Origin of the sequence: Allomesorhizobium aridi (genome assembly GCF_043769475.1) — a bacterium.
Taxonomy (GTDB): Bacteria; Pseudomonadota; Alphaproteobacteria; order Rhizobiales; family Rhizobiaceae; genus Allomesorhizobium.
The window spans coordinates 4,344,252-4,369,141 of sequence record NZ_CP171729.1 but is presented as its reverse complement, the minus strand read 5'-3'; the positions used below and the strand labels follow the sequence as shown (position 1 = coordinate 4,369,141).

Here is a 24,890-nt window from a genome sequence, read left to right as displayed (position 1 = left end):
TCACGGGAAAGAAAGGCATAGCCGAGCGGTCAGATGGACTGCAAGGCAAGCGCCGGGCGCTCTGGCTGTTGAGAACAAAGAAGAGGTAATGGCGATGGACATCATCCGTCAGCTCGAGGCCGAGCAGGCCGCGAAAATCGAAGCAAAGCGCACGCTTCCCGCATTCCAGCCGGGCGACACCGTCCGCGTACAGGTGCGCGTGACCGAAGGCACCCGCACCCGTATCCAGGCTTATGAAGGCGTGGTCATCGCCCGCTCGGGCGCCGGCTTCCAGGAGAGCTTCACCGTGCGCAAGATTTCCTACGGCGAAGGCGTGGAACGCGTTTTCCCCGTGTACTCGCCGATGGTCGAGGGCGTCGAGATCGTCCGCCGCGGCAAGGTGCGCCGCGCCAAGCTTTATTATCTGCGCGACCGTCGCGGCAAGTCGGCCCGCATTTCGGAAAACACCGGCGTTCGCGCCCGCAAGCTCAATGACGCGGAGCGCGACGCGCTGAACGCCGAAAAGGCGCGCATCGAAGCTGAAAAGGTCGCCGCCGCCGAGGCGCTGGCCGCCGAGAAGGCAGCTCAGGAAGCCGCGGAAAAGAAGGCAGCCGCTGAGGCTGCAGCCGCGGCCGAACAGGCAGCGGCAGCCGAGCCCGCAAGCGAATAGGCTAGACAATATCGTCGGGGGACGGCTGGAGCGCGGGAGCAATACCCGCGCTCTTTTGCATTTCGGAGGGTGGGGATGGACGAGTTTTTCCGGGCTAATCTGCTCAGTTGGGACGATCGCGCCGAACTCCATTCGACGGGCGTGTCGAGCGATTACCCGATCGCCAAGGTGATCGCCGGCGGCTCCTGCCTGCACGAACTGGAAACGCAGGAAATCGGCGACATTCGCGGCAAGGACATCGTCCATCTGCAATGCCATATCGGCCTCGACACCCTCAGCCTGAAGCATCTCGGCGCTCGCAGCGCCACCGGCCTGGACTTTTCTCCCAAGGCGATAGAGGCGGCGCGCCGGTTTGCGGCGGACGCCGGTACCGAGGCCCGCTTCGTCGAGGCGCCGGTGTATGATGCGGTGGAGGCGCTGGGCGCCACCTACGACATGGTCTTCGTCAGCTGGGGAGCGATCATCTGGCTGCATGACATTTTCCGCTGGGCACGCGTGGCGTCAGCGCTGCTGCGGCCCGGCGGCAAAGTCTATCTTCTCGATTTCCATCCGCAGATGCGCCAGTACGCCGTCGTCGACGGCAAGGCGGTGCCGAGCTTTCAATGGCGCACGAACGCCTTCGTGCCGATCTCATTCGACGAGGACGTGACCTATACCGGCGACGCGCGCCCGCTGACGCACACCAGAATCTATGAGTGGATCCATCCACTGAGCGACATCGTGAACGGGCTTATCCGTGCAGGGCTTCGGATCGATTTCCTGAACGAGCACGACATCGTCGCCTGGAAAGCGTTTCCCGATATGCGGGAAGTCGATGAAGGCGTCTACGTCCTGCCCGAGGGCCATGTCAGCATGCCGCTATCGTTCTCTATCGGTGCGACGAAGAGGTAATCGGGCGTGATCACGCTGCCTTCCGATATCGTTATCAGGCCGCTGGCTGAGGCCGATGCCGATCTGTATCGCGCGCTGAGGCTGGAGGCCCTGCGCGACAGCCCGGATTCCTTCAGCGCGAGCATCGCGGAGGAGGAAGCAATTTCCGATGAGGAGATGGTCAGACGCGCCGCGCCGGATGCCCCCAGCGTCACGTTTGGCGCTTTCGCGGGCGAAAGGCTCGTCGGCATGGCGACCTATATCCAGAACACACGTGAGAAGACCTTGCACAAGGGGGCGATGGTGGCGGTCTATGTTGCGCCCGATTGGCGCGCGGCCAAGCTGGGAAGAAAGCTCGTCGAAAGGGTCATTGCCCATGCGGAGGCGCTGGGTGTCATGCTTCGATGCACGGTGACGGCCGAAAATGTCGCCGCGCGCCGGCTCTACCATTCGCTCGGTTTTCTGCCCTACGGTCTGGAGCGGGATGCTCTATGCGTGGACGGCCGCTTTCTCGATGAGGAATTGCTGGTGCTGGATCTGCGGCGCACCGTAAAATAGCAGACTGTATGGCTTGTTTGCCGCAGGGCGGTGGCTAAACTCCGGCAAACCAATTCTGTTTCCGCAAAGCTTCGGAGCAAAACAATGACCTCGAAACTCACTCTGGCCGGGTTGCTGGCTGTGCTTCTGATGCCGGCCTTGGCCTTCGCGCAGGCGCTGCCCGATCTGGGTGGGAAGTCGGTGGTGGTGGTGACGGAAAATGCCTATCCGCCGCTGCAGTTCGTGGATCCCAAGACCGGACAGCAGATCGGCTGGGAATATGATGCGATGAACGAGATCGCCAAGCGGCTGAACTTCAAGGTCGAGTACCAGAACACATCCTGGGACGCGATGATCCAGGCAGTGTCGGACGGCCAATACCAGATCGGCATGACCGGCATCACCATCAAGGACGAGCGCAAGGAGAAGGTCGACTTCTCCGATCCTTACATGCGTTCGGAAATGCGCATGCTGGTGCGGGCTGACGAGAGCCGCTTCACCGACCCGAAAAGCTTCGCGGCGATGACGGACGGCCTGATCGCAACGCAGGCCGGCACGACGCCGTTCTATGTCGCGGTCTACGAGGTACTGGACGGCAACGAACAGAACCCGCGCATCAAGCTGTTCGAGACCTTCGGCGCTTCCGTGCAGGCGCTGAAATCGGGCGATGTCGATCTCGTGCTGACCGACGGCGTCGCGGCGAACGGCTATGTCGAAGCCTCGGAAGGCAAGCTCAAGGTGATCGGCGGCCCGCTCGGCACCGAGGATTTCGGCTTCATCTTCGCCAAGGGTTCCGATCTGGTCGCGCCGGTCAATGCCGCGATCGCCGCGATGAAAGCGGATGGAACCATCGACGCGCTCAACAAGAAGTGGTTCCTCGACTACAAGATGGGCCAGTGAGCCGGTCTTGCGATCGGCCGTGCGCCATACTGTAACCGCGCCGGTTGCCCAGTGCCGGCGCGAAAAGCCCGTCGCAGTCTTTGCGCGGCCTTGCTGAAGCGATGCCCCCACCTTCCCGGCCTGCGAAGGAATTTCCCTGGTGGCTTGCCGTCGCCGGGGCAATCGCGATCGCCGCCACGATTTCGATAGCGGCCAGCGATCTCTACTCGCAAGTGTTCTCCATCGTCGCCAAGGGCATCAGCGTAACGGTGTTCGTCACGCTGGTCGGCTATACGCTCGCTTCGGCGCTTGGCCTCGCGATAGCGCTTCTCGGACTGTCGGGATCGATTTGGCTCCGCCAGGCCGCGCGCTTCTATGTCGAGATCATCCGTGGCATTCCGATCCTGGTCCTCTTGTTCTGGATCGCCTTCGTGGGCGCACCGGCCTTCGTCGTCCTGTGGAACTGGCTTTCATATCCGCTGCAAGCAGCCGGGATAATCGAGCCGATGCAGGTGCGCGATGTTTCGCTGATGTGGCGCGCGATCATTGCACTCACCATCGCCTATTCGTCCTTCATCGCTGAAATCTTCAGGGCCGGCATCCAGGCGGTCGATGCGGGACAGATAGAGGCCGCCAAGGCGCTCGGCCTGTCGCGCTACCGGCGTTTCCGCCACATTATTTGGCCGCAGGCGTTCCGCACCATACTGCCGCCCTACGGCAACGACTTCATCGCCATGGTCAAAGACAGTTCGCTGGTTTCGGTGCTTGGAGTGGCCGACATCACGCAGATGGGCAAGGTCTATGCTTCCGGCTCGTTCCGATTCTTCGAGACCTATTCGATCGTCGCCTACATCTACCTGATCCTGACTGTCGGCCTGTCGCTGGCGCTCCGGTCGCTGGAACAGCGCCTGCGAAGGGGACGCACCGCATGAGCGCCGATCACGACAACAAATCGGCGCTCGAACAGGTCTATGCGGCGCGGAATGCGGAGGAACTGGCGCAAGCCTATGCGGCTTGGTCGAACGCCTATGACCGAGAGACCGCGGCCTCCGGCTATTGCCTGCCCTTCATGATCACAAGCTGGGTCGCGCGTTATGTCCCTCGGGACGCCGGAGCGCTGCTCGATGCCGGCTGCGGCACCGGCCTGTCCGGCCCCTATCTGCGGGCGCTGGGCTACACGAACATCGACGGGCTCGATTTTTCCGAAGAGATGCTGGCCCTTGCCGCTACGCGCGGTGCGTATCGAGAACTTCGGCGTGCGGCGCTCGGAAAGACGCTGCCGTGGCCGGACGGTCGTTTCGCAGCATTCTTCTCGACCGGCGTCTTCACCGAAGGCCATGCCCCGACTTCGAGCCTTCTCGAACTGGTGCGCATAACGCGGGCCGGCGGCCACGCGATCTTCACCGTCCGCGACACGGTTTTGCAGAGCGGAAGGTTTCGCGAGCAATTCTCGGTGCTGGAGCAGAGAGGCCGCTGGCGGCTCCTGGAGGAGAGCCCGCCGTTCCGTGCCTTTGCAGTGGCCGAGCCGGAAGTGCTGGTGCAGGCGTTCGTCTTCGAAGTGGCCTAATCGGAAATCGGCGGAACAGACGCGGACTCCATGCGTTGACAGCCGGCTATCGCTGATGGGGTTTCATGGAAGCACTCGTCGAGGAATTCGGACACCCGACCTACACATCGTTCCCAGTCATTGTGGCGCGGCTGCTTCTGGCGGCGGCCTTCGGAGCGGCGATCGGCTTCGAGCGCGAGTGGCGCAATCGACCGGCGGGGCTGCGAACGCATATTCTCGTTTGTGTCGCCGCGGCGACATTCGCAATCCTCACTATCGAGATCGTCCATGCGCCGATGTTCTTAATGGATATCTCGCGTTTCGACCCAATCCGTGTCGTCGAAGCGGTCACGGCCGGCGTCGCCTTCCTTGCCGCCGGCACTATCCTTTTCGCGCGCGGCGAGGTCCAAGGCTTGACCACCGGCGCGGGGATGTGGCTTGCCGGCGCCATCGGCGTGGCCTGTGGGCTAGGGCTCTGGCAGATCGCACTTTTCGTGTCGTTCCTCGCGCTCATCGTGCTCGGTCTGCTTCATATATTCGAGACAAAGCTCGACCTGAAAGGCCAACCACGGACGGACGGCGATGCGGATCGAAAGATCACCGCGAAAAAGGACGATCCGGGCAAGGTCGAGCCGGCGAAATAGTCACTGCGCGCCACCAAAATCCGCGCGTCCGCCGTCAATGCAAGAATTGCCCTGACTTCATGTTGCTGATATGAACGTCGCGATGGAAAGGCTGTTCGGCGATCCGAGCTACAAGCATTTCACGCTGCAGGACAGGAAGCGCCTGCCGGCGCGTTTCTTCGCGCGTGTGTGCGGCGCGACCACCAGCCTGCTCGGCTGACGTGTTTCGCGGCCCAGGCGGCCGCACACGAATTGCCCTTTCCCGCTCCAGCCACGGACCAAAGCCATGAGCGCACCGCGCACCCTCTACGACAAGATATTCGACGACCATGTCGTCGATCGCCAGGACGACGGCACTTGCCTGCTCTATATCGACCGCCACCTCGTGCATGAGGTGACCAGCCCGCAGGCTTTCGAAGGACTGCGTTTGACCGGCCGAACCGTTCGGCATCCGGAAAAGACGCTCGCCGTCGTCGATCACAATGTGCCGACCTCGCCCGACCGCAAGCTTGGGATCAAGAACGAGGAAAGCCGCATCCAGGTACAGGCGCTGGCGAAGAATGCCGCCGATTTCGGCGTCGAGTATTATTCGGAGACTGATCGCCGCCAAGGCATAGTTCACATCATCGGTCCGGAGCAGGGTTTCACGCTGCCGGGCATGACCATCGTCTGCGGCGACAGCCACACTTCGACGCACGGCGCCTTCGGCGCGCTGGCGCACGGCATCGGCACGTCCGAAGTCGAGCACGTGCTGGCCACCCAGACTTTGATCCAGCGCAAGGCCAAGAACATGCTCGTCCGCGTCGACGGGAAGCTGCCGCACGGCGTTACCGCCAAGGACATCATCCTCGCCATCATCGGCGAGATTGGCACGGCCGGCGGCACCGGCTACGTCATCGAATATGCAGGCGAAGCCATCCGTGCGCTTTCCATGGAAGGCCGCATGACGATCTGCAACATGTCGATCGAGGGCGGCGCACGAGCCGGCCTGATCGCGCCGGACGAAACCACCTACGCCTACGTCAAGGACAAGCCACGTGCGCCCAAGGGCAAGGCGTGGGACATGGCGCTTGAATACTGGAAGACGCTGAAATCCGACGAGGGCGCGCACTTCGACAAGGTCGTGGTGCTCAACGCCGCCAATTTGCCGCCGATCGTCTCGTGGGGTTCGTCGCCGGAAGATGTCGTGTCGGTTCAGGGCGTCGTGCCCGATCCGGCGGAAATCGCCGACGAGAACAAGCGCACGTCGAAGCAGCGGGCGCTGGACTATATGGGCCTGACGGCCGGAACGAAGATCACCGATATCGAACTCGACCGGGTCTTCATCGGCTCCTGCACCAATGGCCGCATCGAGGATCTGCGCGAAGTCGCCAAGGTCGTCGAGGGAAAGACGGTTAATCCGCGCGTCAACGCCATGATTGTGCCCGGGTCGGGACTGGTCAAGGAACAGGCGGAGGCCGAAGGACTCGACAAGATCTTCGTCGCCGCCGGCTTCGACTGGCGCGAGCCGGGCTGCTCGATGTGCCTGGCAATGAACGACGATCGGCTCAAGCCGCACGAACGCTGCGCCTCGACCTCGAACCGCAATTTCGAGGGCAGGCAAGGTTTTAAGGGTCGCACCCATCTCGTCTCGCCGGCGATGGCTGCGGCGGCGGCTATCACCGGTCATTTCGTCGACATCCGAGACTGGAAATAGCCGCGCTCTGACGTTCGCCCAGCTGCGGTGCGGATTTCCCCGTTTTCGCAGGCGGGCTTAACCGCTTGTTTGCGCCTTGCCATTAGATATTCCGCTGGGGAAGACGGGCAGGGAAGCGGTCTTGGACACTCGCCTATTCATAGCGCTGCTGAATCCTGGGATTGCCCTTGTTCTCGCATCGGCGTTCCTTATGCTGTGGCTTCACCAGCGGCACAGGCTCTATCTGGCGGTGCTGGTGCTGGCCAATTCCGCCTCCGCGGCCGGCTTCCTTCTCCAGTACTTTACCTTGCCCGTCGGGCAGGAACCGACAAAGCTGCTCTCCAATCTGTCCTTCACGTTTGCCGCCAGTTGTCTCGCCGGCGCCGTCGTTGCACGTTACGGCAGGCGGGTGCCGTATGTCGCGCTCGGCATACTCGGCCTGGGCGGCCTCGGCGCCTTTTGCTGGTTCCTGTTCGTCCAGCCCGATCTCACATGGCGGATCTACGCGATCAATTTTGCTTTCGGCGGCATCAGCCTCGTCGTGGCGGCCGAATTGCGGGCGGTTCGACGAAACGGCCCGACGGAAGCGATTCTGTTCGTGCTGTCGCTGCTTTCCGCGCTGAACTTCTTCGTACGCACGCTGATCGCTCTCCGGATGAGCGGGCCTTTCGTATCTTATGAGGGGCTTTACGAGTCGATCTACTGGACCACCGCGCTTCTGTCGCATGCGCTTCTATCGCTCTTGATCGCGCTCAGCCTGTTCACCGCGGCAGCGCTCGACGTCCTCAAGGGACTGAAGGCGGAATCGCATACCGACCCGCTGTCGGGCCTGCTCAACCGGCGCGGCTTCGAGGAACGGGCGGTGGCGATGCTGAAGCGGTCGCATGACAGCGGCCTGCCTGCCGCGCTCGTGATCGCCGACCTCGACCATTTCAAGGCTGTGAACGACACTTTCGGTCATGCCGTCGGCGACCAGGTCATTGCAGCGTTTGCCTCGCGATTGCGTTCGATGGCCGGGAAAGGCGCAATCGCAGGCCGGCTCGGCGGCGAGGAATTCGCGGTCCTGCTTCCAGCAAGCGACCTAGCGGCAGCGCGCCTGTTCGCCGAGGACGTGAGGACATCGTTTTCACGGGGCGGCCCGCACAACCTGCCGGCCAAGCTAAGGGTTACCGCGAGTTTTGGCGTCGCAGCCGGCGAGGAAGACCTCTCCAAACTGCTCCGCCAGGCAGATGAGGCGCTCTACCAGGCCAAGAGGAACGGCCGAGACAGCGTGCGCATCTCATATCGGCGGCCACAACAAGAGCCGATCGCGCCCACAGTCATCCGCTACGCCTGACGTTCTCGGAACTATGCTCAATCACCTGGGGAGAAGCGCCGTACGAGTTCGTGGAACTCGTCGCGCACCCCCGGTATATCCTCCGCAACGATGAGAGCCAGCTCGTTCTCCTCGAACAGCTTGAACCAGTCGTCCCATTCGACCAGTTCGAGGCCGCCGGCATTGACCGGACGTTCGGCCTGGTCCTGGTCCTCGTAAGCATTCTGGCCGAATACGATCCGCAGCATCGGCTGTGTACCGCCCGCCGGAGAGACATCCACGATGGCCGGCGCGCCGGCACGGGCGGCGGCCCAGTCGCGGATCGCTTCGTGATCGGTCAGCATGATCGTGTTGGCCATGGCAATCTCTCCGTGTCGCTTATCCGAAACGAAGACCCGGGCCGGCGGTTCCAAGCCACTCAGGCACGCTGTGCGTCAAATCGTCCGCGCATTCCGCAGCCGGACTGACGCTGCGGAATCTACACCCGCGTTAACGTCTTTTTGGCTTGATCGTGATTGAGTCCGCGCCGATCGGAGTATGCAGTCGAAATGAGCGGGGCGGGATTCATCCTGGCGATAAACATGATGGTGGCCGCCCTGCTTGCGGCCGCTTTTCTCATGGTCGCGGTCTACGACAAGAAGAACGATGCGGCGCGCTGGATGGCGTTCGGCTTCGCGCTTGCAATGTCGAATTTCGGCCTCGAATTCGCCATCGCCTCGCTCGGGACATCCCGACCCGCAGTGGTCGCATCCTTTGCCGCGTTCCTCGCAGCCATGGCTGTATTCAACGCCGGCGTCGCCCGGAAATACGAGGTCGCCGTGCCGTGGCGGCTGATGGCCGTAGTTTTCGTTGTCTCGATCGCGGCCTGCTATCTAATCCAGGACATGCCGCGGAATTCATTCAGCCGGATGCTGCTCTACCAGTTGCCCTATTTCCTGATGCAGGCGGTCGGTGTCGGCATCGTTTGGTCGGCCAAGTCGAGGCGTCCTCTCGACAATCTGTTCATGGCGGTGATGTCGGCGAGCGCCCTGCAGTTTCTGAGCAAGGCGTTTCTGTTCCAGGCATTCGGCGGAAGCGGCGCGACCGCACAGGAATACCTGAATACCAACTACGCATTGTTCTCCCAATCGATGGGAACTGTGTTCGCGATGGCGATCGCCTTGCTGATGCTGGTCATACTGGTGCGGGACATCTTCGCCGACGTTACCGCGAAATCGGAAACCGACGCATTGTCGGGGCTGCTGAACCGGGGCGGCTTCGAGCGCCACGCCGAAGCGGCGCTGCGCGACGCCGCCCGCAGGGGTTTGCCGGTGGCGTTGGTGATTTCGGATCTCGACCATTTCAAGGCCATCAACGACACGTTCGGACACGCGGCCGGCGACCGCGTCATCGAAGCGTTTGCGGGCTTTCTGCGGAGCGCGACCAGCGGCCATCAGATAGCTGGCCGTATCGGCGGCGAGGAGTTCGCCATCGTTCTGCCTGGAACCAACCTTTCCGGCGCCAGGCTCTTTGCCGAAGGCGCCCGCGGTGCCTTCGCTGCGCTGCCGATCGAGGGCCTGCCGGACGGCAGGCGATTCACCGCAAGCTTCGGCGTTGCCGAATTGTGCGGCGGCGAAGGGATATCGGATCTCATGCGAAGGGCGGACGAAGCGCTCTACGATGCCAAGAGAAGCGGCCGCGACTGCGTCCGGATATCCGCGCATGCCAGGCGCGACTTGCTGGCTGCAGCTGGCTGACCAGGTCCAGGTGGCTATTTGCTGGCGACGGACGACGCCTTGGTGACGAGCTTGTAGCCGGCAAGCTCGTCCGGCGACAGATAGTAGAGCGCGCGCGGCGGCGTATCGAGCGCGTGCAGCCAGAGAGCCGGATCGACGCCCATCTCCGTCAGATGCCGCGAGATGCGGGCGGTTGTCGCCTGCGCGTCGGCCATCGCCTGTTCCGGCGCGGTTTCGCTCAGGGTAGCGGCGTAGAACTGATGCACGCCGATTGCCGCCTTCTCGCCGGCGCTGCGCGTCTCGCCGCCGGCGAAAAACAGCGGGCACGACGAGGCGCAGAGCGCGCCGTCGGCGACGACGGTTGCGATGCCGCGTTCCCGCACGGTCTTGGCCATGGCCATGGCGTCATCGAGCGCGCCGCCCGGCGAGTTCAGCGAAACGGTTTTCACATATTCGCCGCGCTCGGCGATTTCGGCCGCGAAACGCGCCGCCGAGCCGGGTTCGATGCTGCCTTCGGCGGTGAGCACGCCGCCCGCACCGAGCGTGAACGCCATCAGCTGGCGCAGCTTCGCCTCGTCGGCGGTGACGAATTCGCGCGGGTCGGCGGACGGCGTGGGAGCGTCGGTCTCCACGGCCGGAGGCAGGATGGGCTCGGCCGCCAGTTCGGCTTCCGGAGCGCTCCAGCCGTTCGTTTCGGCTAGGTCGCGCAGATCCATCCCTAAGACGACAATCGCGCCGATGAGCAGGCCGCGGAACGCCCAGCGGACCACCTCGCCATCGTCGAACCGCGCGAAGTAGCGCCGGACGAAATTGCGCCGCGGCGTTTGAGGAACCGCCACTGGAGAGGCGCCCGGTGTCATGGGTCGATCCGCTTGCGGTCGGACAGGGTCAGCGGCGTGACGTTTTCCGCGGCGGGCCTTTGCTCGGGCGATGCCGGATGCGGTTCGGCCGCCGTATCCTCGACAACAGCTGCCTGGCGGCGGGCGAGCATCATCTCGTGCAGGTCGAGCGAACGCAACATGTCGCCGGCGGTGACGCGGTCGGCGTCCTCCATCAGGTTCTCACCGCGCCGCATGGCGCCGTGGACAACGACCATGATGCCGACCAGAACGGCCGGCAGGAGGTCGATCGAGATAGCGCCGGCCCAGCTCGGGATGAAATCCGAAGCGTAGCGCAGCACGGCCTCGGCCGACGTCAGCGGAACATAGCGGCGCTCGGTCACCTTCGGCTGGGCGAGAATTTCGGCCGCCGCATCCGAGAGCGCCTTCGACTGCGCTTCCACGGAGCCGCGGATGGTTGCCATGACCGCGTCCTGGCGGCCGGCGAGATCGGGCGAGCTTCCGTCCGCCACCGGCGCGATGAACCCGACCGAAAGGTCGGCGGCGGCGCGGCTAACCGAGGGCGCGATCGAAGTCTGCTCCAGTGATGCGATCACGCCGGAGAGCGCGACCGCCTCGGCCGCGAATTTGTCCGATCTTTCGGCGATCGCACCTGGGGCCGAAACAAGGCCGCGCATGGCGGCGAGATGCTTCTGGCCCTGCTGGAACCCGGTCTGGATGGTTTCGCGCGAACCTTCGATCGTCGCTTCCAGCTCCTTCATCTGCGCAGACATCTGGCTCAAGAGCTGCACCACGCTGCCAGATCCCGACGTGCCGGTCAGCGCGCCCGAACTCTGTTCGTCCTGCGCCAGCCGCGCAAAACGCTCGGAAGCGCGCTGGATGTCGGGCGCCAGCGACAGCGCACCGAGCGCGTTACTATGCGCCTGGTCGAGATCGGCGGTGTAGTCTTCGAGGGTGATGGCGAGGTGCTGTTCCACGGCGGCCGAACCGGCAAGGGCCGCTGCGTTGAGCCAAGACGACATGGCGACGATCATCAGCGAACCGACCGCCATGATGGCGACCAGCGCCAAACGAGAGGCGGCGTCGCGCATTTCCGGCAGGAAGCGGATCAGGTAGGTCCAGAAGCCATACATGGCGACCGAGACGGAAACCGAATAGATAACGGCGGCGAAGAACACCACCGTCGCGGAACCGTCAAGCAGGCTGCGAACGCCGAGATAGGTGTAGACGCCGCTGCCGAGCGCCAGCGTGGCCAGCACGAAGCGCGTCATGGTCTCCAGGGAAGCGACGTGGTCTTTCAGCCGGCGAGACTGAAGGGCTTGGCTCATCTTGGTTCACCAATCGTTAACACCTGCCATCATTGGCGGGGAGAAAGATGACCAAATCAGGGCTGACACTGGACCAGCCCCTGCGCTCACTGGCAGGGGCCACCCTGGAAGGGGATCTCGCCCTCGTCGAAGCCGTACATGTAGCTTCTGCCCTTGAGCAGCCACGGTGGGCGGTAGCAGCCGGCGGTTTCCACGACGCGATCGGCCTCGTCGAGGTAGACAACGTCCGGTTGGCCGGCGCTGGTGAAATCGGAAAGTTCCTTTGCCAGGTGGCCTTCGCCTACAATGATGCGCTTGTAGCCGACCGGACTGTGGATCACGAGGTTGCCGAAGCTGTCGGCATAGACATAGTCGCCAGTGGATGCGACGGCGACATAATCGCCGGCGGATGCAGCGGTGACGAACGCCGAAGAGGCGAGCGCCACGAAAAGTTTCTGACATGTCGAACGCATAGGGCGTCTCCATTGGCCGGTGATTTGCCACCTTCCTTCACGTTAACTCTTTCTTAATCATTGTTAAGAGATTTCCCGACCCGGGCGGAAGCAATTAACGGATATGGTTAACGCCCCGGCGGATTGATATTCGTCCGGCAAAACGGGTAGCTTGCGCCATGGGACTGATACGAATTCGCAGGCGGCGTCCGCCGCTCGTCATGCTCCTGCTGGCCGCCGGCTGCGCGCTCGCGACGGCGTCATGCCAGTCCGGCGGCGGCTCCCAGCCGACGGCCGCCGCAGCGGCCGAGACGAGCGTCAGCGAAGCGCAGCCGCGGACGGCGAGCTACAATTGCACGGACGGGGCGACGATGACGGTGGAGAATCTCGGCTCTTCCGTGCATGTGGTCGGCCCGGACGGACAGAGCCTCGACCTTCCCGCCTCGCCGGAAACCCAGCGCAACCGCTACGGCCAGGCTTCGGACGCCATCGTGCTCGAAGGGCGCGAGGCGCTGCTCATGCGCCGGGGGCATGAACCGCTCAACTGCATGCGGTGATTCGCGGCCTGGATTAGGTTATGCCGCGGCGCAGCAAGCAGCCGCCAGCTTCAATCGATTGAAGCAGGCAGCATCGGCGGAATTCCACTAAATGCGGCTGCGGAAACGGTTTTCCGGCTTTGACGCGGTGCAAAAAGAGTTTTAGAAACCGGGTTCGAAACGCCGCAATCCGAAGCATCCACGCCGCATTCGGAGCGCAATTCGCTGGATGCCGAAAAGGGGAGCCATGAGCCACTCACCAGCCACCCGGCCGCAAGCGCGCCCGATGTCGCCGCATCTCACCATCTATCGCTGGCCGGCGACCATGCTGATGTCGATCCTTCACCGCATCACCGGCGGCGCGCTCTATTTCGGAACGCTGCTGATTGTCTGGTGGCTGATCGCGGCTGCGACGTCGGAACAATATTTCGACTTCGTCAACGGCATCTTCGGCTCCTGGTTCGGTCGCCTGGTGCTGTTCGGATATACCTGGGCGCTGATGCACCATCTGCTGGGCGGCGTCCGCCATCTGGTCTGGGACACGGGGCATGGGCTGGAAAAGGATACTTCGACCCAACTCGCCTGGGCGACCCTTGCCGGCTCGGTCGTGCTGACCGTCCTGATCTGGGCCGGCTATTTCTGGCTGGGCGCATAGGAAGCGGCGAATGTCTGACATGCGAACTCCGTTGAGGAAGGTCCGCGGCCTCGGCTCGGCCAAGGACGGTACGGGCCATTTCTGGCGCATCCGGCTCAGCTCGATCGCGCTCATACCGCTTTCGTTCTTCCTTCTCGGCTGGATCTTATCGCTCGGCGGAGCGGGTTACGACGAGGTGCGCGCGGCGCTTTCCGAGCCGCTCATCGCGCTCGCCGCATCGCTGTTCATCCTGATCAGCCTCGACCACATGCAACTCGGCATGCAGATCATCATCGAGGACTATATCCACGGCGAGGGCGCGAAGGTTGCGCTGATCATGCTGAACGTCTTCTTTGCCGTTGCAGTCGGCGCGGCGAGCGTGTTCGCCATTCTCAAAATCGCATTCGGGGGCTGACCTGTGGCCAAGGAACGACCAGGCAACGGCGCGGCATCGGCCGGTAAAGGCTACACCTTCGTCGATCACCAATTCGACGTGGTGGTGGTTGGCGCCGGCGGCGCCGGACTGCGCGCCACGCTCGGCATGGCCGAGCAGGGGCTGAAGACCGCCTGCATCACCAAGGTCTTCCCGACGCGCTCGCACACTGTTGCCGCCCAGGGCGGCATTGCAGCCTCGCTGTCCAATATGGGTCCGGACAGCTGGCAATGGCATATGTACGACACCGTCAAGGGCTCCGACTGGCTCGGCGACGTCGACGCGATGGAGTATATGGTGCGCCAGGCGCCCGCCGCGGTCTACGAGCTCGAGCATTATGGCGTGCCTTTCTCACGCACCGAAGAGGGCAAGATCTATCAGCGTCCGTTCGGCGGCCACATGATGAATTACGGCGATGGCCCGCCGGTACAGCGCACCTGCGCCGCCGCCGACCGCACCGGCCACGCCATATTGCACACGCTCTACGGCCAGTCGCTGAAGCACAGTGCGCAGTTCTTCATCGAGTATTTCGCGCTCGATCTGATCATGTCGGACGACGGCGTCTGCACAGGCGTCGTCGCCTGGAATCTCGATGACGGCACCATCCACCGTTTTGCGGCAAAGATGGTGGTGCTGGCGACCGGCGGTTATGGCCGCGCCTATTTCTCGGCGACATCCGCCCATACCTGCACTGGCGACGGCGGCGGCATGGTCGCGCGCGCTGGCCTGCCGCTGCAGGACATGGAGTTCGTGCAGTTTCACCCGACCGGCATTTACGGCTCGGGCTGCCTGATCACCGAGGGCGCGCGCGGCGAAGGCGGCTATCTCGTCAATTCCGAAGGCGAGCGCTTCATGGAGCGCTACGCCCCGTCGGCCAAGGATCTTGCGTCACGCGACGTGGTTTCGCGCTGCATGACACTGGAAATCCGCGAAGGCCGCGGCGTCGGCAAGGACAAGGACCACATCTTCCTGCACCTCGACCATCTCGATCCGACGGTCCTGCACGAAAGGCTGCCCGGCATTTCGGAATCGGCCAAGATTTTCGCCGGCGTCGACGTGACGCGCGAGCCGATCCCGGTGCTGCCGACGGTCCACTACAATATGGGTGGCATCCCGACCAATTATTGGGGCGAGGTGCTGCGGCCGACGCCTGAAAACCCCGACGCCGTCGCGCCGGGGCTCATGGCGGTCGGCGAGGCGGGCTGCGCCTCGGTGCACGGCGCCAACCGGCTCGGCTCCAACTCGCTGATCGATCTCGTGGTGTTCGGGCGGGCAGCGGCTATCCGGGCCGGCCAGGTGGTCGACCGTGCGACTACTGTTCCGGCCATCAACGAGGCCGCTGTCGAAAAGATCATGACGCGCTTCGACAGGCTCCGCCACGCCAATGGCGGCACCCCGACGGCGTTCCTGCGCGAAAAGATGCAGAAGACCATGCAGGAGGAAGCCGCGGTTTTCCGCACGCAGGAAACGCTCGAGCAGGGATGCCGGCGCATCTCGGAGATCTGGAACGAGTTGCCTGACCTCAAAGTCTTCGATCGGTCGATGATCTGGAATTCAGACCTCGTCGAGACGCTGGAACTGGAAAACCTGATGGCCAACGCGCTTCCGACCGTCTACGGCGCAGAGGCCCGCAAGGAAAGCCGCGGCGCGCATGCGCGCGAGGATTTCTCCAGCCGCGACGATCTGAACTGGCGCAAGCACACGCTGGCATGGGTCGACGAAGCGGGAAAAGTCACGCTCGGCTACCGGCCGGTGCACACCGAAACGCTGCTCGCCGAAGACGAGGGCGGCATCAGCCTGGCCAAGATCGCGCCCAAGGCGCGGGTGTATTGAGGCGTCGCCATGGTGCCGGAAATCCTCGTCATCAATCTGGACAGAAGCCCGGACCGGCTGGCGTTCATTGCATCGCAGATGCAGCGGCTCGGGCTGGAATTCACCCGGTTGAAGGCGACTGACGCCACGATGATCGGCGACGATGAGTTCAAACGCCTCGGCGGCACCTATATGCGCCCACTTTCGCGCACCGAACTGGCCTGCCTGCACAGCCACAGCCGCGCCTGGCGGCATTGCGTCGATAGCAACCGGCCGGTGCTGGTGCTGGAGGATGACGTCGTGCTCTCCGAAAAATTGCCGTCATGGCTGGCGGAACTGAACGATATCGACATGCTCGACATCCTCAATCTCGAGACGCGCGGGGCAGAGAAGTGGGTTTCGCGGCGACCCTACTCTTCGGCGCCGAAAAGCGGGATCCGGCATTACCGGCTTTTCGTCGACCGTGGCGGGTCGGGCGGGTATCTGGTGCGGCCGGCAGCGGCGCGCCGGCTCCTGCAGAGGGCGAAGCATTACGCCGCGCCCTCCGATGCGTTCCTCAACCTCGCCGGCATCCCGCGCCTTCAGGCCGAGCCAGGGCTTGCCACGCCGCTTTATGCTTCGGCAAGCGCCGAGGACGGATTTCGCGGCGCATTCAAAACGACGATATCCCAGCCGAGCAAGCAGTCGCGGTTCGGTGCATTTGTGCGGCGGCCGCAATTCAAGCTGCGGCGGCTTGCGGGCCATTTCGCCATGACGGCGCGTAAACTCGGCACGTTGCGCAGCGGGGTCAAACGTCCCATCGCGGTCTGCCCGACCATTCTCGATCATGCAGCCAAGCGGAGCGCCTGAGCCATGGTAGAACTCACTTTGCCCAAGAACTCGAAGATCCGCACGGGCAAGACCTGGCCCAAGCCGGAGGGCGCAACCAATCTGCGCGAATACCGGATCTACCGCTGGTCTCCGGACGACGGCGAGAACCCGCGCCTCGACACCTATTTCGTCAATCTCGACGATTGCGGGCCGATGGTTCTCGATGCGCTGCTGTGGATCAAGAACAGGATCGATCCGACGCTGACGCTCCGGCGCTCCTGCCGCGAAGGCATTTGCGGCTCCTGTGCCATGAACATAGACGGCGGCAATACGCTGGCCTGCACCAAGGGCATGGACGACATTTCGGGCGCGGTGAAGGTCTATCCGCTGCCGCATATGCCGGTGGTCAAGGATCTGGTGCCGGATCTCACCGTTCCCTATGCGCAATTGACCTCGATCGACCCGTTCCTGAAAACGGTTTCGCCCGAGCCGGCCAAGGAATGGCGGCAGAGCCATGAGGACCGTCAGAAGCTCGACGGGCTGTACGAGTGCATCCTATGCTTCTGCTGCCAGACCTCCTGTCCGAGCTATTGGTGGAACGGCGAGCGCTATCTCGGTCCGGCCGTGCTGCTGCAGGCCTACCGCTGGCTGATCGACAGCCGTGACGAGGCGGCGGGCGAACGGCTGGACAATCTCGAAGACCCGTTCCGGCTCTATCGCTGCCATACGATCATGAACTGCACGCAGACCTGCCCGAAAGGCCTCAATCCGGCCAAGGCGATCGCCGAGATCAAGAAGATGATGGTCGAGCGGCGCGTCTAGCGATCGATTTTCTTGTTGCGCGCCTGCGGCGAGGCGGCATCCGAAATTAGGAAGATGATCAGCGGGCGCCGCGTCGGAAGACCGTCAAAGTTTCTGCAGTATGCCATGCAGATTGAATGCCTCGCCGAGATAGTAGGGTCCGAAGCACCAGACGGCCGACCATAGCACCGCTCCGAGGACGTTTGCCGCTACAAAGCTGCGCCAGGGCATCGCCACCGAGCCGGCGACCAGCCCGTTGAGCTGGCGGAGCAGGACGACGAAGCGCGCTCCGAAAACGATGATCGGGCCCTTGCGGCGGAACAGGCCTTCCAGTTTCGACAAGCGCTCGGGCGTGAGCCGGACCACCCAGCCATAGCGCTGCAGCAGGGGGCGCCCGCCGATCCTGCCGATCGCATAGCCGGTGCAGTCGCCGAGGACCGCGGCTGTCCAGACTGCCAGGAACAACTGGACGATCGAAAAGTCCTCCCCGCTGGCGGCCATTACCGAGGACGCGATCAGCGCGCTCTCGCCGGGCAGCGGAGCTCCGAGCGATTCCAGGTAGATAATGACGAACAGGGCCGCGACGCCGTACTGGGAGACGTAGGGCTCGACAAACGAAGCGGCCTCGCGAAGAAATTCCATTGCCCCTCGCCGTCTTTTAGACCTGGAGCGGGTCAGCGGCTGGCTCCCGGTCGGCGAAGACTTCGGGCTTGGCCACGGCAAACGCCTCGAGTTCCGACATCACCGAATCGATGTGAACGGCCATCGCCGCTCGCGCCGCGTCGGGCGCGGCGTTGCGCAACGCCTCGACGATTGCGCAATGCTCGGCATAGGTCAGCGCGTGGCGGCGCGGCGTTCCGAGCAGGCGGCGCACACGATCGAGCGCCAGTCGGGCGTGTTCCACGGTCGCGCGCATGCGCGGATAGCCGACCGCGCTGACCAGAAGGTCGTGGAATTCGAGATCGAGGCGGTGGAAGCCCGGCCGGTCGCCGGCCTCCACTGCCGATTTTTGGTAGCGCAGGTTCCTGTCGACCTCCACCAGAAGCGCGGCGTCGTTGCGGCTTGCCAGCAGCGCCACGGCCTCGCCCTCCAGCGCCCGGCGCAGGAACATGTTCTCCCTGACGTCGGCGAGGCGGATCAGGGAGGCGGTGGAGCCGCTCTGGGGCCGCACATCGACCAATCCCTCGGCTTTCAGCCGGGTGAATGCTTCCGCCACGGGAAACCGCGAAACGCCGAACCGGGCAGTCAGCACCGCCTTGTCGAGCGGGGCGCCGGGCGGGATCTCCAGGGTGACGATCGCCTCCCTCAGCGCCTCGACGACGCGCTCGGTCGCCCCGCCGTAGGAGCGCGGCGTGTTTGCTCGTCCATTCAGCGGCGAATGTGACCGGATAGTGTGCGGCATCGGAACTCATTCCCTGGGCGGCGGACCGCGAGACCACGTTTCGAGCTTGCGGACCGTACTGACATGTTAGTATGATCACAGCGCTGATCGCGTCAACTCGGGATTTGCACCTCAACCACACCGGACCCGGGATCATGAGTTCACAACAAACATTCGCCAGGACGCTCAGCCTGAGCAGCGAGGACAACGTCGTCGTTGCCGTGGAGAAAATCGAAAAGGATCTCCCGGTCTTGCGCGGCGTGGCGGCGCGGCAGCGCATTCCGTTCGGCCACAAGATCGCGGCCCGCAACATCGGCGTCGGCGAGCCGATCGTGAAATTCGGCCAGATCATCGGCTTCGCGAGCCGCCCGATCGAGGCTGGAGACTGGGTCCACGAGCATAATGTCGAGATGCATGATTTCGAGCGCGACTATCAGTTCGCAATGGGCGCGCGCCCGGAAAACGTGCTGCCGGTGGAGGAGCAGGCGACATTCGAGGGTTTTCACCGGGCCAACGGGCGCGTGGGGACCAGAAACTATATCGGCATCCTGACCAGCGTGAACTGTTCGGCGTCGGTCGCGCGCTTCATGGCCGAAGCCGCGACGCGGTCCGGCATTCTCGAAGAGTTCGGTAATGTCGACGGGGTCGTCTCCTTCACCCATGGAACGGGATGCGGCATGGCCGGCAGCGGCGAGGGATTCGATATCCTGAAGCGCACGCAGTGGGGCTACTCGGCCAATCCCAATCTCGGTGCGGTGCTGCTGGTCGGGCTCGGCTGCGAAGTGTTCCAGATCGGCCGCATGAAGCAACTCTACGGCATCGAGGAGAGCGAAACCTTCCGCACCATGACGATCCAGGATACCGGCGGAACGCGCAAGTCGATCGAGCAGGGGCTTGAGCGCATCAAGGAAATGCTTCCCGTCGTCAATCGCGCGGTGCGCAGGACGACGCCGGCGTCGGAGATCACGCTGGCGCTGCAGTGCGGCGGCTCGGACGGCTATTCCGGCATAACGGCCAATCCGGCGCTGGGCGTGGCCGCCGATATCCTCGTGAAGAACGGCGGCACGGCGATCCTCTCAGAGACGCCGGAGATTTACGGTGCCGAGCACCTGCTGACGCGTCGGGCGAAGAACCGGGAGGTCGGCGAAAAGCTGGTCGAGCGCATCCATTGGTGGGAAGCTTATACCGAACGCAATGGCGGCGAGATGAACAACAATCCCTCGCCCGGCAACAAGGCCGGCGGGCTGACCACGATCCTGGAGAAGTCGCTGGGCGCAGCGGCAAAGGGCGGCTCCACCACGCTCAATGCGGTCTACGAATATGCCGAGCCGGTGACCGAGAAGGGTTTTGTGTTCATGGACACGCCCGGCTACGATCCGGTGTCGGCGACCGGCCAGGTCGCCGGCGGCGCCAATATGCTCTGCTTCACCACCGGCCGCGGATCGGCCTATGGCTGCAAGCCCGTCCCGTCCATCAAGCTGGCGACCAATACGCCGATGTACGAGCGCATGGTCGAGGACATGGACATCAATTGCGGGGACATTCTCGGCGGCGTCACGGTCGAGGAGAAGGGACGGCAGATATTCGACGAGATACTCGCCGTGGCTTCGGGCAAGCGAAGCAAGTCGGAGGAACTCGGCTATGGCGACAATGAATTCGTCCCCTGGCAGGTCGGCGCCGTGATGTAGGAGCGAGGCCGACGTGCCGGCGCCGATCGTAGGCGCCCGGCCGATTGACGCTCAAATGCATTTTGACGATAGAAACATGGTTCCGGGGGCGGCTATTTTCGCCATCGCAACATCTTCCGCACGGTGCAAGGAACACAGATGAACAAGAGGCGCATAGGGCGGGCTGCGCTCGACGTCACCGAAATCGGCTTTGGCGGCGCGTCGGTCGGCGGCCTCTACCGCTCCTGTCCGCGCGAGGCCGCGATGGAAACGCTGCAAACTGCGTGGGATGCCGGCATCCGCTACTTCGACACCGCACCGTTCTACGGCTTCGGATTGTCCGAACGCCGGATGGGAGATTTCCTGCGCGACAAGCCGCGGGACGAATATGTGTTGTCGACCAAGGTCGGCCGGTTGCTGCGCCCGGTGCCCGATTCCGAAATTCCGGACCATGGCTATGTCGATCCGCTGCCCTTCGCGGTCGACTACGACTACAGCTACGACGCCATCATGCGCTCAGTCGAGTTCAGCTACGCAAGGCTTGGCCTGAACCGGATCGATATCCTGTTCGTGCATGACATCGGCGTCTACACACACGGCGTGGAGAAGACCAAGGTCCATTTCCGCCAGTTGATGGAGTCGGGCCTCAAGGCGCTGGACGAGCTCAAATCGGCGGGGGCCATCGCGGCCTACGGCCTGGGCGTCAATGAGGTTCAGATTTGCCTCGACGTGATGCGGCAGGCTCCGCTCGACTGCAACCTTCTCGCGGGGCGTTATTCGCTGCTCGACCGCTCGGCGGAGGCCGAACTGTTGGCGCTGAGCGAGAAGCAAGGGACTTCGCTGGTGATTGGTGGCGTGTTCAATTCGGGGATTCTGGCGACCGGACCCGTAGCCGGCGCGAATTTCGACTATGGCCCCGCCTCGGCGGACATTCTGGCGCGTGTGGCAGGCATGCAGCGCGTCGCGGAAGCCAAGGGCATTCCGTTGCCGGCGGCGGCACTCGCATTTCCGCTGCGCAGTCCGGCGGTCGCGGCGATCCTTCTCGGGACGGCTGCGCCGGCCAGCCTGACGCGCAACCTTGACCTCTTGTCGATGGCGGTGCCCGACAGCGTCTTCGCGGATTTCGAGCCTTTCACGATACGCTGAATCAGATGATCCAGCCGGAACACGGCGGGCCAGCCAACGATCTTCACAATCGGCTGATTTCCGGCCCGCCGGCGATCACGCAGGTTTGTTGCGGCCTGCATTTGCAACATCGCGCCGTTGCTTTACGTCTTCCCCAGGGAAGAGGAGATTCCGCGGATGTTTGCCAAGTTTCTTAGCATGAGCGCGTTCGCCCTCGCCGCCGGACTGCAGGCTCAGCCCGCAATGGCTGAAACGCAGACCGCCATATTCGCCGGCGGCTGCTTCTGGTGCGTCGAAAGCGATTTCGACCATGTGCCGGGCGTGATCTCGACGACTTCGGGCTATTCGGGTGGAACGCTGCAGAACCCTACTTACCAGAACCATGAAGGCCATCGCGAAGTGGTGAAGATCGAGTTTGACCCGGCCAGGACGAGTTTCGATAAGCTCGTGGACGTGTTTTTCCGTTCTGTCGACCCGACCGACGATGGCGGCCAGTTCTGCGATCGCGGCCACGCTTATACCACCGCCATCTATGTGACCGACAAGGCCCAGAAGGCCGCGGCCGAGAAATCCAAAGCGGAAGCCGAAGCCGCGCTAGGCCGGCCCATCGTCACGCCGATCGAGTCGGCCGGCGCCTTCTGGCAGGCCGAAGGCTATCACCTCGATTATTACAAGAAGAACCCGCTCCGCTACACATACTACCGCAGCGCCTGCGGTCGCGATGCGCGCCTCGAGGAGCTTTGGGGCAAGGCCGCGCACCAAGGCATTGCGAGCCACTGACGCGCCAGGATGGAAAACAAAACGGGCGCCCGTATCGAGCGCCCGTTTTCATTTGGATCTATCGCTCAGCCGAGGCGGGCATTCAGCGAAACGTTGATCGCGCCGAGCGCCTTGGACACCGGGCATTCCGCCTTGGCTTTTTCCGCCAGTTCCTTGAATTTCGCCTCGTCGATGCCGGGCACAGTGCCGACCAGCGTCAGCGCGCTGCCGGTGATGCCTGTACCGGGAACCAGCGTGACCACCGCCTTGGCGTCGAGATTTTCCGCGGGCGTGCCGTTCTCGGCCAGGAAGTGTGAAAGCTGCATGGCGTAGCAGCCGGCATGGGCGGCGGCGATCAGCTCCTCCGGATTGGTGCCCGACTTGCCGCTTTCGTCCTCGAATCGGCCCTTGAACGAATAGGGCAGCTTTGCGATTGCGCCGCTCTGGCTGTTGAGCGTGCCCGAACCATCTTTCAGTGCGCCTTTCCAGACGGCTGTTGCGTGTCGGTCCATCGAAATCTCCCTGGGCTGAGTTGGGGCCGGCGCCGCGGCCACGGGTGCAATATAACGCTTGGCTTCACGCAAGCTACAAGCGCGTTGCAATTTTCTGAAATGTGCAGGCGCCGGAGCCCGCTCGACCGCGATAGCACAGAAAGGGAAGCCCGGCGCTCCAGCCTCCCGGAGCGGCGGGCTCGGCTCTTAGCGATGTCGTCTATCTGCTCCTAATAGAAGAAGCGCTCTTCGCTAATCTTACCGCCTTTGACCGTATACACGCCAACCTCATCCACCACGACACGCTCGCCGGTCGCTTTGGGCGTAATGTCGTACTTGAAACGGACGGCGAATTGATCGCCGTTGACGTAGGGACCCTCGACCGAACCGCCGTGCACTTCGTGGTTCGCACGCCACCAATCGCCCTTCCGCTTTATAGCCTCCTTGCCGTGGCAGACAGCCATCGGGCCCTCCATGGCTTCATAGCTGACAATGTCGTCGGCATTGTACTTCGCGGCGGCGGCTTCGTCGTTGCCCTGCTTGAGAAGCTCCGTGAAATCCTTGGCAAGCGCTGCGGTGGTCATCGGCGTTTCTCCGTTGTTGAGACAAGCTTCAACTACAGAAGCTCTTGCCAGTTCGCCAACTACCCCTTCGCCAAGTACCTGACAGCCCGGTGTCAGGATACATTCGCCCCGGCCGCCGGGTCAGATCGGCTCGCCCCTGAGCAGGCGCGGCATGCCGCCCGACAGGCCGGAAGCCTGGCGGATGAAGAAACCCTTGATCGCGGGCATCCGGTCGACCAGTCCCAGCCCGATGTCGCGAACGGTGCGCAAAGGCGCGAAATCGTTCGAGAACAGCCGGTTCAGCACATCTGTGGTTATGCCCATCTGCACCGTGTCGAACCGGCGCCAGCGTTCATAGCGCTGCAAGACGTCGAGCGCGCCGATGTCCTGCCCGAGCCGGTCTGCCTCGACGACAGTCTCGGCAAGCGCGGCCGCGTCTTTAAAACCGAGATTGAGACCCTGCCCGGCGATCGGATGGATGCCGTGCGCGGCGTCGCCGCACAGCGCGAAGCGCGGTTTCACGAAGGCTCGCGCCAGGGTCAGGCCGAGCGGCCAGGCGCGGGGCTTGTCCTCGACGCGGATTTCGCCAAGTTTCAGGCCGAAGCGCTGTTCGAGTTCGATCTCGAACACCAGTTCGTCTCCATTGATCAGCTTTTCGGCATCCGCCGTCCGCTCGGTCCAGACAATCGACGAGCGGTTGCCTTTCAGCGGCAGAATAGCGAACGGCCCGGCCGGCAGGAAATGCTCCTCGGCCCGTCCGTTGTGCGGCCGCTCGTGTGCCACGGTGCAGACGATGCCGGACTGTCCGTACTCCCACTTCACCGTCTTGATTCCGGCCATGTCCCGCAGCCGCGAATTGACGCCGTCGGCTGCGACCAGCAGCCTTGCTGCGAGGGTGATGCCGTCGGCCAGATGCACCAGGACATTGGCGATGCCGGTCTCGAAGGCGCGCACGGCTACGCCCTCGATCATGTCTATGCCGAGTTCGGCGGCTCGCCGGCGCAGCGCGCCGTTGAGGGCGCGATTGGTGACCATATGCGCGAACGGCTCGCCGGAAACGGCCTCGCCGCCGAAAGTCAGAAATACGGGCCGCACAGGATCCCCGGTGCGCGAATCGGTCACGATCATGTCGTTGATGGGTTGCGCCTCCGGGGCGATCTCGTCCCAGCACCCGAGCCGCCCCAGCATGCGGCAGGCGGCTGCTGCGATTGCCGAGGCGCGGGCGTCCTTCTCCCATGCGCCTTCGGGCGCGGCGTCCACCACGGCGACCGCCAGATGCGGCCGCGCCTGCTTCATCGAAACCGCGGCCGCCAGCCCGACATAACCCGCTCCCGCCACCATCACGTCCAGAGGCGGCCTTTCTTCAGCTGATTTTCCATGTGGCATTGCCGTCATCCTTCGTCTTTTCCGGGCCCGCTTGACTCGCCGGGTCGTTCCTGTTCGAAACCGGCTTGATTTCAAGCGGTTCCGA

The 24,890-nt window shown here is 63.5% G+C and carries 29 protein-coding genes; 20 read left to right on the top strand and 9 right to left on the bottom strand.

All coding sequences use genetic code 11. The annotated features are described in order from the left end of the window. Positions 1–94: 94 nt before the first annotated feature. The 10 genes from rplS to ACG873_RS23550 all read left to right on the top strand — a co-directional run bounded on the left by rplS (position 95) and on the right by ACG873_RS23550 (position 8,115). Positions 95–649: a 50S ribosomal protein L19 gene (gene rplS / locus ACG873_RS23595; RefSeq protein ID WP_394893667.1), complete on the top strand. Its 555-nt coding sequence runs from the start codon at positions 95–97 to the stop codon at positions 647–649. A gap of 75 nt (positions 650–724) precedes the next feature. Beyond that, complete coding sequence (locus ACG873_RS23590; RefSeq protein ID WP_394888128.1) at positions 725–1,540, top strand: class I SAM-dependent methyltransferase; 816 nt, start codon at positions 725–727, stop codon at positions 1,538–1,540. A gap of 6 nt (positions 1,541–1,546) precedes the next feature. Continuing rightward, positions 1,547–2,077, top strand: a complete 531-nt coding sequence (locus ACG873_RS23585) for a GNAT family N-acetyltransferase (protein WP_394888125.1) — start codon at positions 1,547–1,549, stop codon at positions 2,075–2,077. Between the two features lie 129 nt (positions 2,078–2,206). Further along, positions 2,207–2,956: a transporter substrate-binding domain-containing protein gene (locus tag ACG873_RS23580; protein ID WP_394893665.1), complete on the top strand. Its 750-nt coding sequence runs from the start codon at positions 2,207–2,209 to the stop codon at positions 2,954–2,956. Positions 2,957–3,057: 101 nt separating this feature from the next. Beyond that, the gene (locus ACG873_RS23575) at positions 3,058–3,867 is read left to right on the top strand and encodes an amino acid ABC transporter permease (protein ID WP_394888123.1); all 810 of its coding nucleotides are present in this window, start codon (positions 3,058–3,060) and stop codon (positions 3,865–3,867) included. Beyond that, positions 3,864–4,502 carry a class I SAM-dependent DNA methyltransferase gene (locus ACG873_RS23570; RefSeq protein ID WP_394888121.1) on the top strand — a complete coding sequence of 213 codons (639 nt, stop codon included), beginning with the start codon at positions 3,864–3,866 and terminating at the stop codon, positions 4,500–4,502. Before ACG873_RS23575 ends, ACG873_RS23570 begins: the two co-directional genes overlap by 4 nt. A 65-nt stretch (positions 4,503–4,567) precedes the next feature. After that, entirely contained in the window at positions 4,568–5,125 is a 558-nt protein-coding gene (locus ACG873_RS23565) for an MgtC/SapB family protein (RefSeq protein ID WP_394888118.1), read from the top strand. A gap of 70 nt (positions 5,126–5,195) precedes the next feature. Continuing rightward, a complete protein-coding gene (locus ACG873_RS23560; protein WP_394888116.1) occupies positions 5,196–5,324 on the top strand; it encodes a hypothetical protein in 129 nt (42 codons plus the stop codon). A 66-nt stretch (positions 5,325–5,390) separates the two neighbouring features. Beyond that, entirely contained in the window at positions 5,391–6,800 is a 1,410-nt protein-coding gene (leuC, locus tag ACG873_RS23555; RefSeq protein WP_394888114.1) for a 3-isopropylmalate dehydratase large subunit, read from the top strand. Positions 6,801–6,921: 121 nt separating this feature from the next. Next, positions 6,922–8,115 carry a sensor domain-containing diguanylate cyclase gene (locus tag ACG873_RS23550; protein ID WP_394888112.1) on the top strand — a complete coding sequence of 398 codons (1,194 nt, stop codon included), beginning with the start codon at positions 6,922–6,924 and terminating at the stop codon, positions 8,113–8,115. 17 nt (positions 8,116–8,132) lie between these two features. On the opposite strand, the gene ACG873_RS23545 is transcribed toward ACG873_RS23550, so the two are convergent. Continuing rightward, entirely contained in the window at positions 8,133–8,453 is a 321-nt protein-coding gene (locus ACG873_RS23545; protein WP_394888110.1) for a hypothetical protein, read from the bottom strand. Between the two features lie 189 nt (positions 8,454–8,642). Between ACG873_RS23545 and ACG873_RS23540 the strand changes: the two genes are divergently transcribed. Then, positions 8,643–9,830, top strand: a complete 1,188-nt coding sequence (locus ACG873_RS23540; RefSeq protein WP_394888108.1) for a sensor domain-containing diguanylate cyclase — start codon at positions 8,643–8,645, stop codon at positions 9,828–9,830. A gap of 14 nt (positions 9,831–9,844) precedes the next feature. On the opposite strand, the gene ACG873_RS23535 is transcribed toward ACG873_RS23540, so the two are convergent. From ACG873_RS23535 to ACG873_RS23525, 3 genes are all read right to left on the bottom strand, one after another. Then, positions 9,845–10,669, bottom strand: a complete 825-nt coding sequence (locus ACG873_RS23535) for a hypothetical protein (RefSeq protein ID WP_394888106.1) — start codon at positions 10,667–10,669, stop codon at positions 9,845–9,847. After that, the gene (locus tag ACG873_RS23530) at positions 10,666–11,976 is read right to left on the bottom strand and encodes a hypothetical protein (protein WP_394888104.1); all 1,311 of its coding nucleotides are present in this window, start codon (positions 11,974–11,976) and stop codon (positions 10,666–10,668) included. Before ACG873_RS23530 ends, ACG873_RS23535 begins: the two co-directional genes overlap by 4 nt. Before the next feature lie 86 nt (positions 11,977–12,062). After that, positions 12,063–12,428, bottom strand: coding sequence for a hypothetical protein (locus ACG873_RS23525; protein WP_394888102.1), 366 nt, complete (start codon positions 12,426–12,428; stop codon positions 12,063–12,065). Positions 12,429–12,586: 158 nt separating this feature from the next. Here ACG873_RS23525 and ACG873_RS23520 point away from each other — a divergent pair, with 158 nt between their 5' ends. From ACG873_RS23520 to ACG873_RS23495, 6 genes are all read left to right on the top strand, one after another. Further along, the gene (locus ACG873_RS23520) at positions 12,587–12,964 is read left to right on the top strand and encodes a hypothetical protein (RefSeq protein WP_394888100.1); all 378 of its coding nucleotides are present in this window, start codon (positions 12,587–12,589) and stop codon (positions 12,962–12,964) included. A gap of 226 nt (positions 12,965–13,190) precedes the next feature. Further along, positions 13,191–13,598 carry a succinate dehydrogenase, cytochrome b556 subunit gene (gene sdhC / locus ACG873_RS23515; protein WP_394888099.1) on the top strand — a complete coding sequence of 136 codons (408 nt, stop codon included), beginning with the start codon at positions 13,191–13,193 and terminating at the stop codon, positions 13,596–13,598. Between the two features lie 10 nt (positions 13,599–13,608). After that, complete coding sequence (gene sdhD, locus ACG873_RS23510; protein ID WP_394888097.1) at positions 13,609–13,992, top strand: succinate dehydrogenase, hydrophobic membrane anchor protein; 384 nt, start codon at positions 13,609–13,611, stop codon at positions 13,990–13,992. 3 nt (positions 13,993–13,995) lie between these two features. Continuing rightward, positions 13,996–15,843, top strand: coding sequence for a succinate dehydrogenase flavoprotein subunit (gene sdhA, locus ACG873_RS23505; RefSeq protein WP_394888095.1), 1,848 nt, complete (start codon positions 13,996–13,998; stop codon positions 15,841–15,843). A gap of 9 nt (positions 15,844–15,852) precedes the next feature. After that, complete coding sequence (locus ACG873_RS23500) at positions 15,853–16,671, top strand: glycosyltransferase family 25 protein (protein ID WP_394888093.1); 819 nt, start codon at positions 15,853–15,855, stop codon at positions 16,669–16,671. Between the two features lie 3 nt (positions 16,672–16,674). Continuing rightward, the gene (locus ACG873_RS23495) at positions 16,675–17,454 is read left to right on the top strand and encodes a succinate dehydrogenase iron-sulfur subunit (protein ID WP_394888092.1); all 780 of its coding nucleotides are present in this window, start codon (positions 16,675–16,677) and stop codon (positions 17,452–17,454) included. A gap of 84 nt (positions 17,455–17,538) precedes the next feature. Here ACG873_RS23495 and ACG873_RS23490 read toward each other — a convergent pair whose 3' ends face one another. After that, entirely contained in the window at positions 17,539–18,075 is a 537-nt protein-coding gene (locus tag ACG873_RS23490) for a DedA family protein (RefSeq protein WP_394888089.1), read from the bottom strand. Between the two features lie 16 nt (positions 18,076–18,091). Then, positions 18,092–18,835, bottom strand: a complete 744-nt coding sequence (locus ACG873_RS23485) for a GntR family transcriptional regulator (protein WP_394888087.1) — start codon at positions 18,833–18,835, stop codon at positions 18,092–18,094. Positions 18,836–18,969: 134 nt separating this feature from the next. Here ACG873_RS23485 and ACG873_RS23480 point away from each other — a divergent pair, with 134 nt between their 5' ends. The 3 genes from ACG873_RS23480 to msrA all read left to right on the top strand — a co-directional run bounded on the left by ACG873_RS23480 (position 18,970) and on the right by msrA (position 22,386). Next, positions 18,970–20,502 (top strand): UxaA family hydrolase, encoded by a 1,533-nt coding sequence (locus ACG873_RS23480; RefSeq protein WP_394888084.1) that lies wholly within the window; start codon positions 18,970–18,972, stop codon positions 20,500–20,502. A 138-nt stretch (positions 20,503–20,640) separates the two neighbouring features. Continuing rightward, entirely contained in the window at positions 20,641–21,627 is a 987-nt protein-coding gene (locus tag ACG873_RS23475; RefSeq protein WP_394888082.1) for an aldo/keto reductase, read from the top strand. Positions 21,628–21,804: 177 nt separating this feature from the next. Continuing rightward, entirely contained in the window at positions 21,805–22,386 is a 582-nt protein-coding gene (msrA, locus tag ACG873_RS23470; RefSeq protein WP_394893664.1) for a peptide-methionine (S)-S-oxide reductase MsrA, read from the top strand. A 65-nt stretch (positions 22,387–22,451) separates the two neighbouring features. Here the strand turns inward: msrA and ACG873_RS23465 are convergent, their stop codons facing one another. The 3 genes from ACG873_RS23465 to ACG873_RS23455 all read right to left on the bottom strand — a co-directional run bounded on the left by ACG873_RS23465 (position 22,452) and on the right by ACG873_RS23455 (position 24,805). Beyond that, the gene (locus tag ACG873_RS23465; RefSeq protein WP_394888081.1) at positions 22,452–22,877 is read right to left on the bottom strand and encodes an OsmC family protein; all 426 of its coding nucleotides are present in this window, start codon (positions 22,875–22,877) and stop codon (positions 22,452–22,454) included. A gap of 209 nt (positions 22,878–23,086) precedes the next feature. After that, entirely contained in the window at positions 23,087–23,440 is a 354-nt protein-coding gene (locus tag ACG873_RS23460; protein ID WP_394888079.1) for a SnoaL-like domain-containing protein, read from the bottom strand. Between the two features lie 120 nt (positions 23,441–23,560). Further along, positions 23,561–24,805 (bottom strand): ubiquinone biosynthesis hydroxylase, encoded by a 1,245-nt coding sequence (locus tag ACG873_RS23455; protein ID WP_394888078.1) that lies wholly within the window; start codon positions 24,803–24,805, stop codon positions 23,561–23,563. Positions 24,806–24,890 lie beyond the last annotated feature (85 nt).

Excerpts from the sequence above, each read along its gene's own strand:
- rplS (WP_394893667.1), top strand. The coding sequence starts at position 95 with ATGGACATCATCCGTCAGCTCGAGGCCGAGCAGGCCGCGAAAATCGAA.
- ACG873_RS23590 (WP_394888128.1), top strand. The coding sequence starts at position 725 with ATGGACGAGTTTTTCCGGGCTAATCTGCTCAGTTGGGACGATCGCGCC.
- ACG873_RS23580 (WP_394893665.1), top strand. The coding sequence starts at position 2,207 with ATGCCGGCCTTGGCCTTCGCGCAGGCGCTGCCCGATCTGGGTGGGAAG.
- ACG873_RS23575 (WP_394888123.1), top strand. The coding sequence starts at position 3,058 with ATGCCCCCACCTTCCCGGCCTGCGAAGGAATTTCCCTGGTGGCTTGCC.
- ACG873_RS23570 (WP_394888121.1), top strand. The coding sequence starts at position 3,864 with ATGAGCGCCGATCACGACAACAAATCGGCGCTCGAACAGGTCTATGCG.
- ACG873_RS23565 (WP_394888118.1), top strand. The coding sequence starts at position 4,568 with ATGGAAGCACTCGTCGAGGAATTCGGACACCCGACCTACACATCGTTC.
- ACG873_RS23560 (WP_394888116.1), top strand. The coding sequence starts at position 5,196 with ATGAACGTCGCGATGGAAAGGCTGTTCGGCGATCCGAGCTACAAGCAT.
- leuC (WP_394888114.1), top strand. The coding sequence starts at position 5,391 with ATGAGCGCACCGCGCACCCTCTACGACAAGATATTCGACGACCATGTC.
- ACG873_RS23545 (WP_394888110.1), bottom strand. The coding sequence starts at position 8,453 with ATGGCCAACACGATCATGCTGACCGATCACGAAGCGATCCGCGACTGG.
- ACG873_RS23540 (WP_394888108.1), top strand. The coding sequence starts at position 8,643 with ATGAGCGGGGCGGGATTCATCCTGGCGATAAACATGATGGTGGCCGCC.
- ACG873_RS23535 (WP_394888106.1), bottom strand. The coding sequence starts at position 10,669 with ATGACACCGGGCGCCTCTCCAGTGGCGGTTCCTCAAACGCCGCGGCGC.
- ACG873_RS23530 (WP_394888104.1), bottom strand. The coding sequence starts at position 11,976 with ATGAGCCAAGCCCTTCAGTCTCGCCGGCTGAAAGACCACGTCGCTTCC.
- ACG873_RS23525 (WP_394888102.1), bottom strand. The coding sequence starts at position 12,428 with ATGCGTTCGACATGTCAGAAACTTTTCGTGGCGCTCGCCTCTTCGGCG.
- ACG873_RS23520 (WP_394888100.1), top strand. The coding sequence starts at position 12,587 with ATGGGACTGATACGAATTCGCAGGCGGCGTCCGCCGCTCGTCATGCTC.
- sdhC (WP_394888099.1), top strand. The coding sequence starts at position 13,191 with ATGAGCCACTCACCAGCCACCCGGCCGCAAGCGCGCCCGATGTCGCCG.
- sdhD (WP_394888097.1), top strand. The coding sequence starts at position 13,609 with ATGTCTGACATGCGAACTCCGTTGAGGAAGGTCCGCGGCCTCGGCTCG.
- ACG873_RS23500 (WP_394888093.1), top strand. The coding sequence starts at position 15,853 with ATGGTGCCGGAAATCCTCGTCATCAATCTGGACAGAAGCCCGGACCGG.
- ACG873_RS23495 (WP_394888092.1), top strand. The coding sequence starts at position 16,675 with ATGGTAGAACTCACTTTGCCCAAGAACTCGAAGATCCGCACGGGCAAG.
- ACG873_RS23490 (WP_394888089.1), bottom strand. The coding sequence starts at position 18,075 with ATGGAATTTCTTCGCGAGGCCGCTTCGTTTGTCGAGCCCTACGTCTCC.
- ACG873_RS23485 (WP_394888087.1), bottom strand. The coding sequence starts at position 18,835 with ATGCCGCACACTATCCGGTCACATTCGCCGCTGAATGGACGAGCAAAC.
- ACG873_RS23480 (WP_394888084.1), top strand. The coding sequence starts at position 18,970 with ATGAGTTCACAACAAACATTCGCCAGGACGCTCAGCCTGAGCAGCGAG.
- ACG873_RS23475 (WP_394888082.1), top strand. The coding sequence starts at position 20,641 with ATGAACAAGAGGCGCATAGGGCGGGCTGCGCTCGACGTCACCGAAATC.
- msrA (WP_394893664.1), top strand. The coding sequence starts at position 21,805 with ATGAGCGCGTTCGCCCTCGCCGCCGGACTGCAGGCTCAGCCCGCAATG.
- ACG873_RS23465 (WP_394888081.1), bottom strand. The coding sequence starts at position 22,877 with ATGGACCGACACGCAACAGCCGTCTGGAAAGGCGCACTGAAAGATGGT.
- ACG873_RS23460 (WP_394888079.1), bottom strand. The coding sequence starts at position 23,440 with ATGACCACCGCAGCGCTTGCCAAGGATTTCACGGAGCTTCTCAAGCAG.
- ACG873_RS23455 (WP_394888078.1), bottom strand. The coding sequence starts at position 24,805 with ATGCCACATGGAAAATCAGCTGAAGAAAGGCCGCCTCTGGACGTGATG.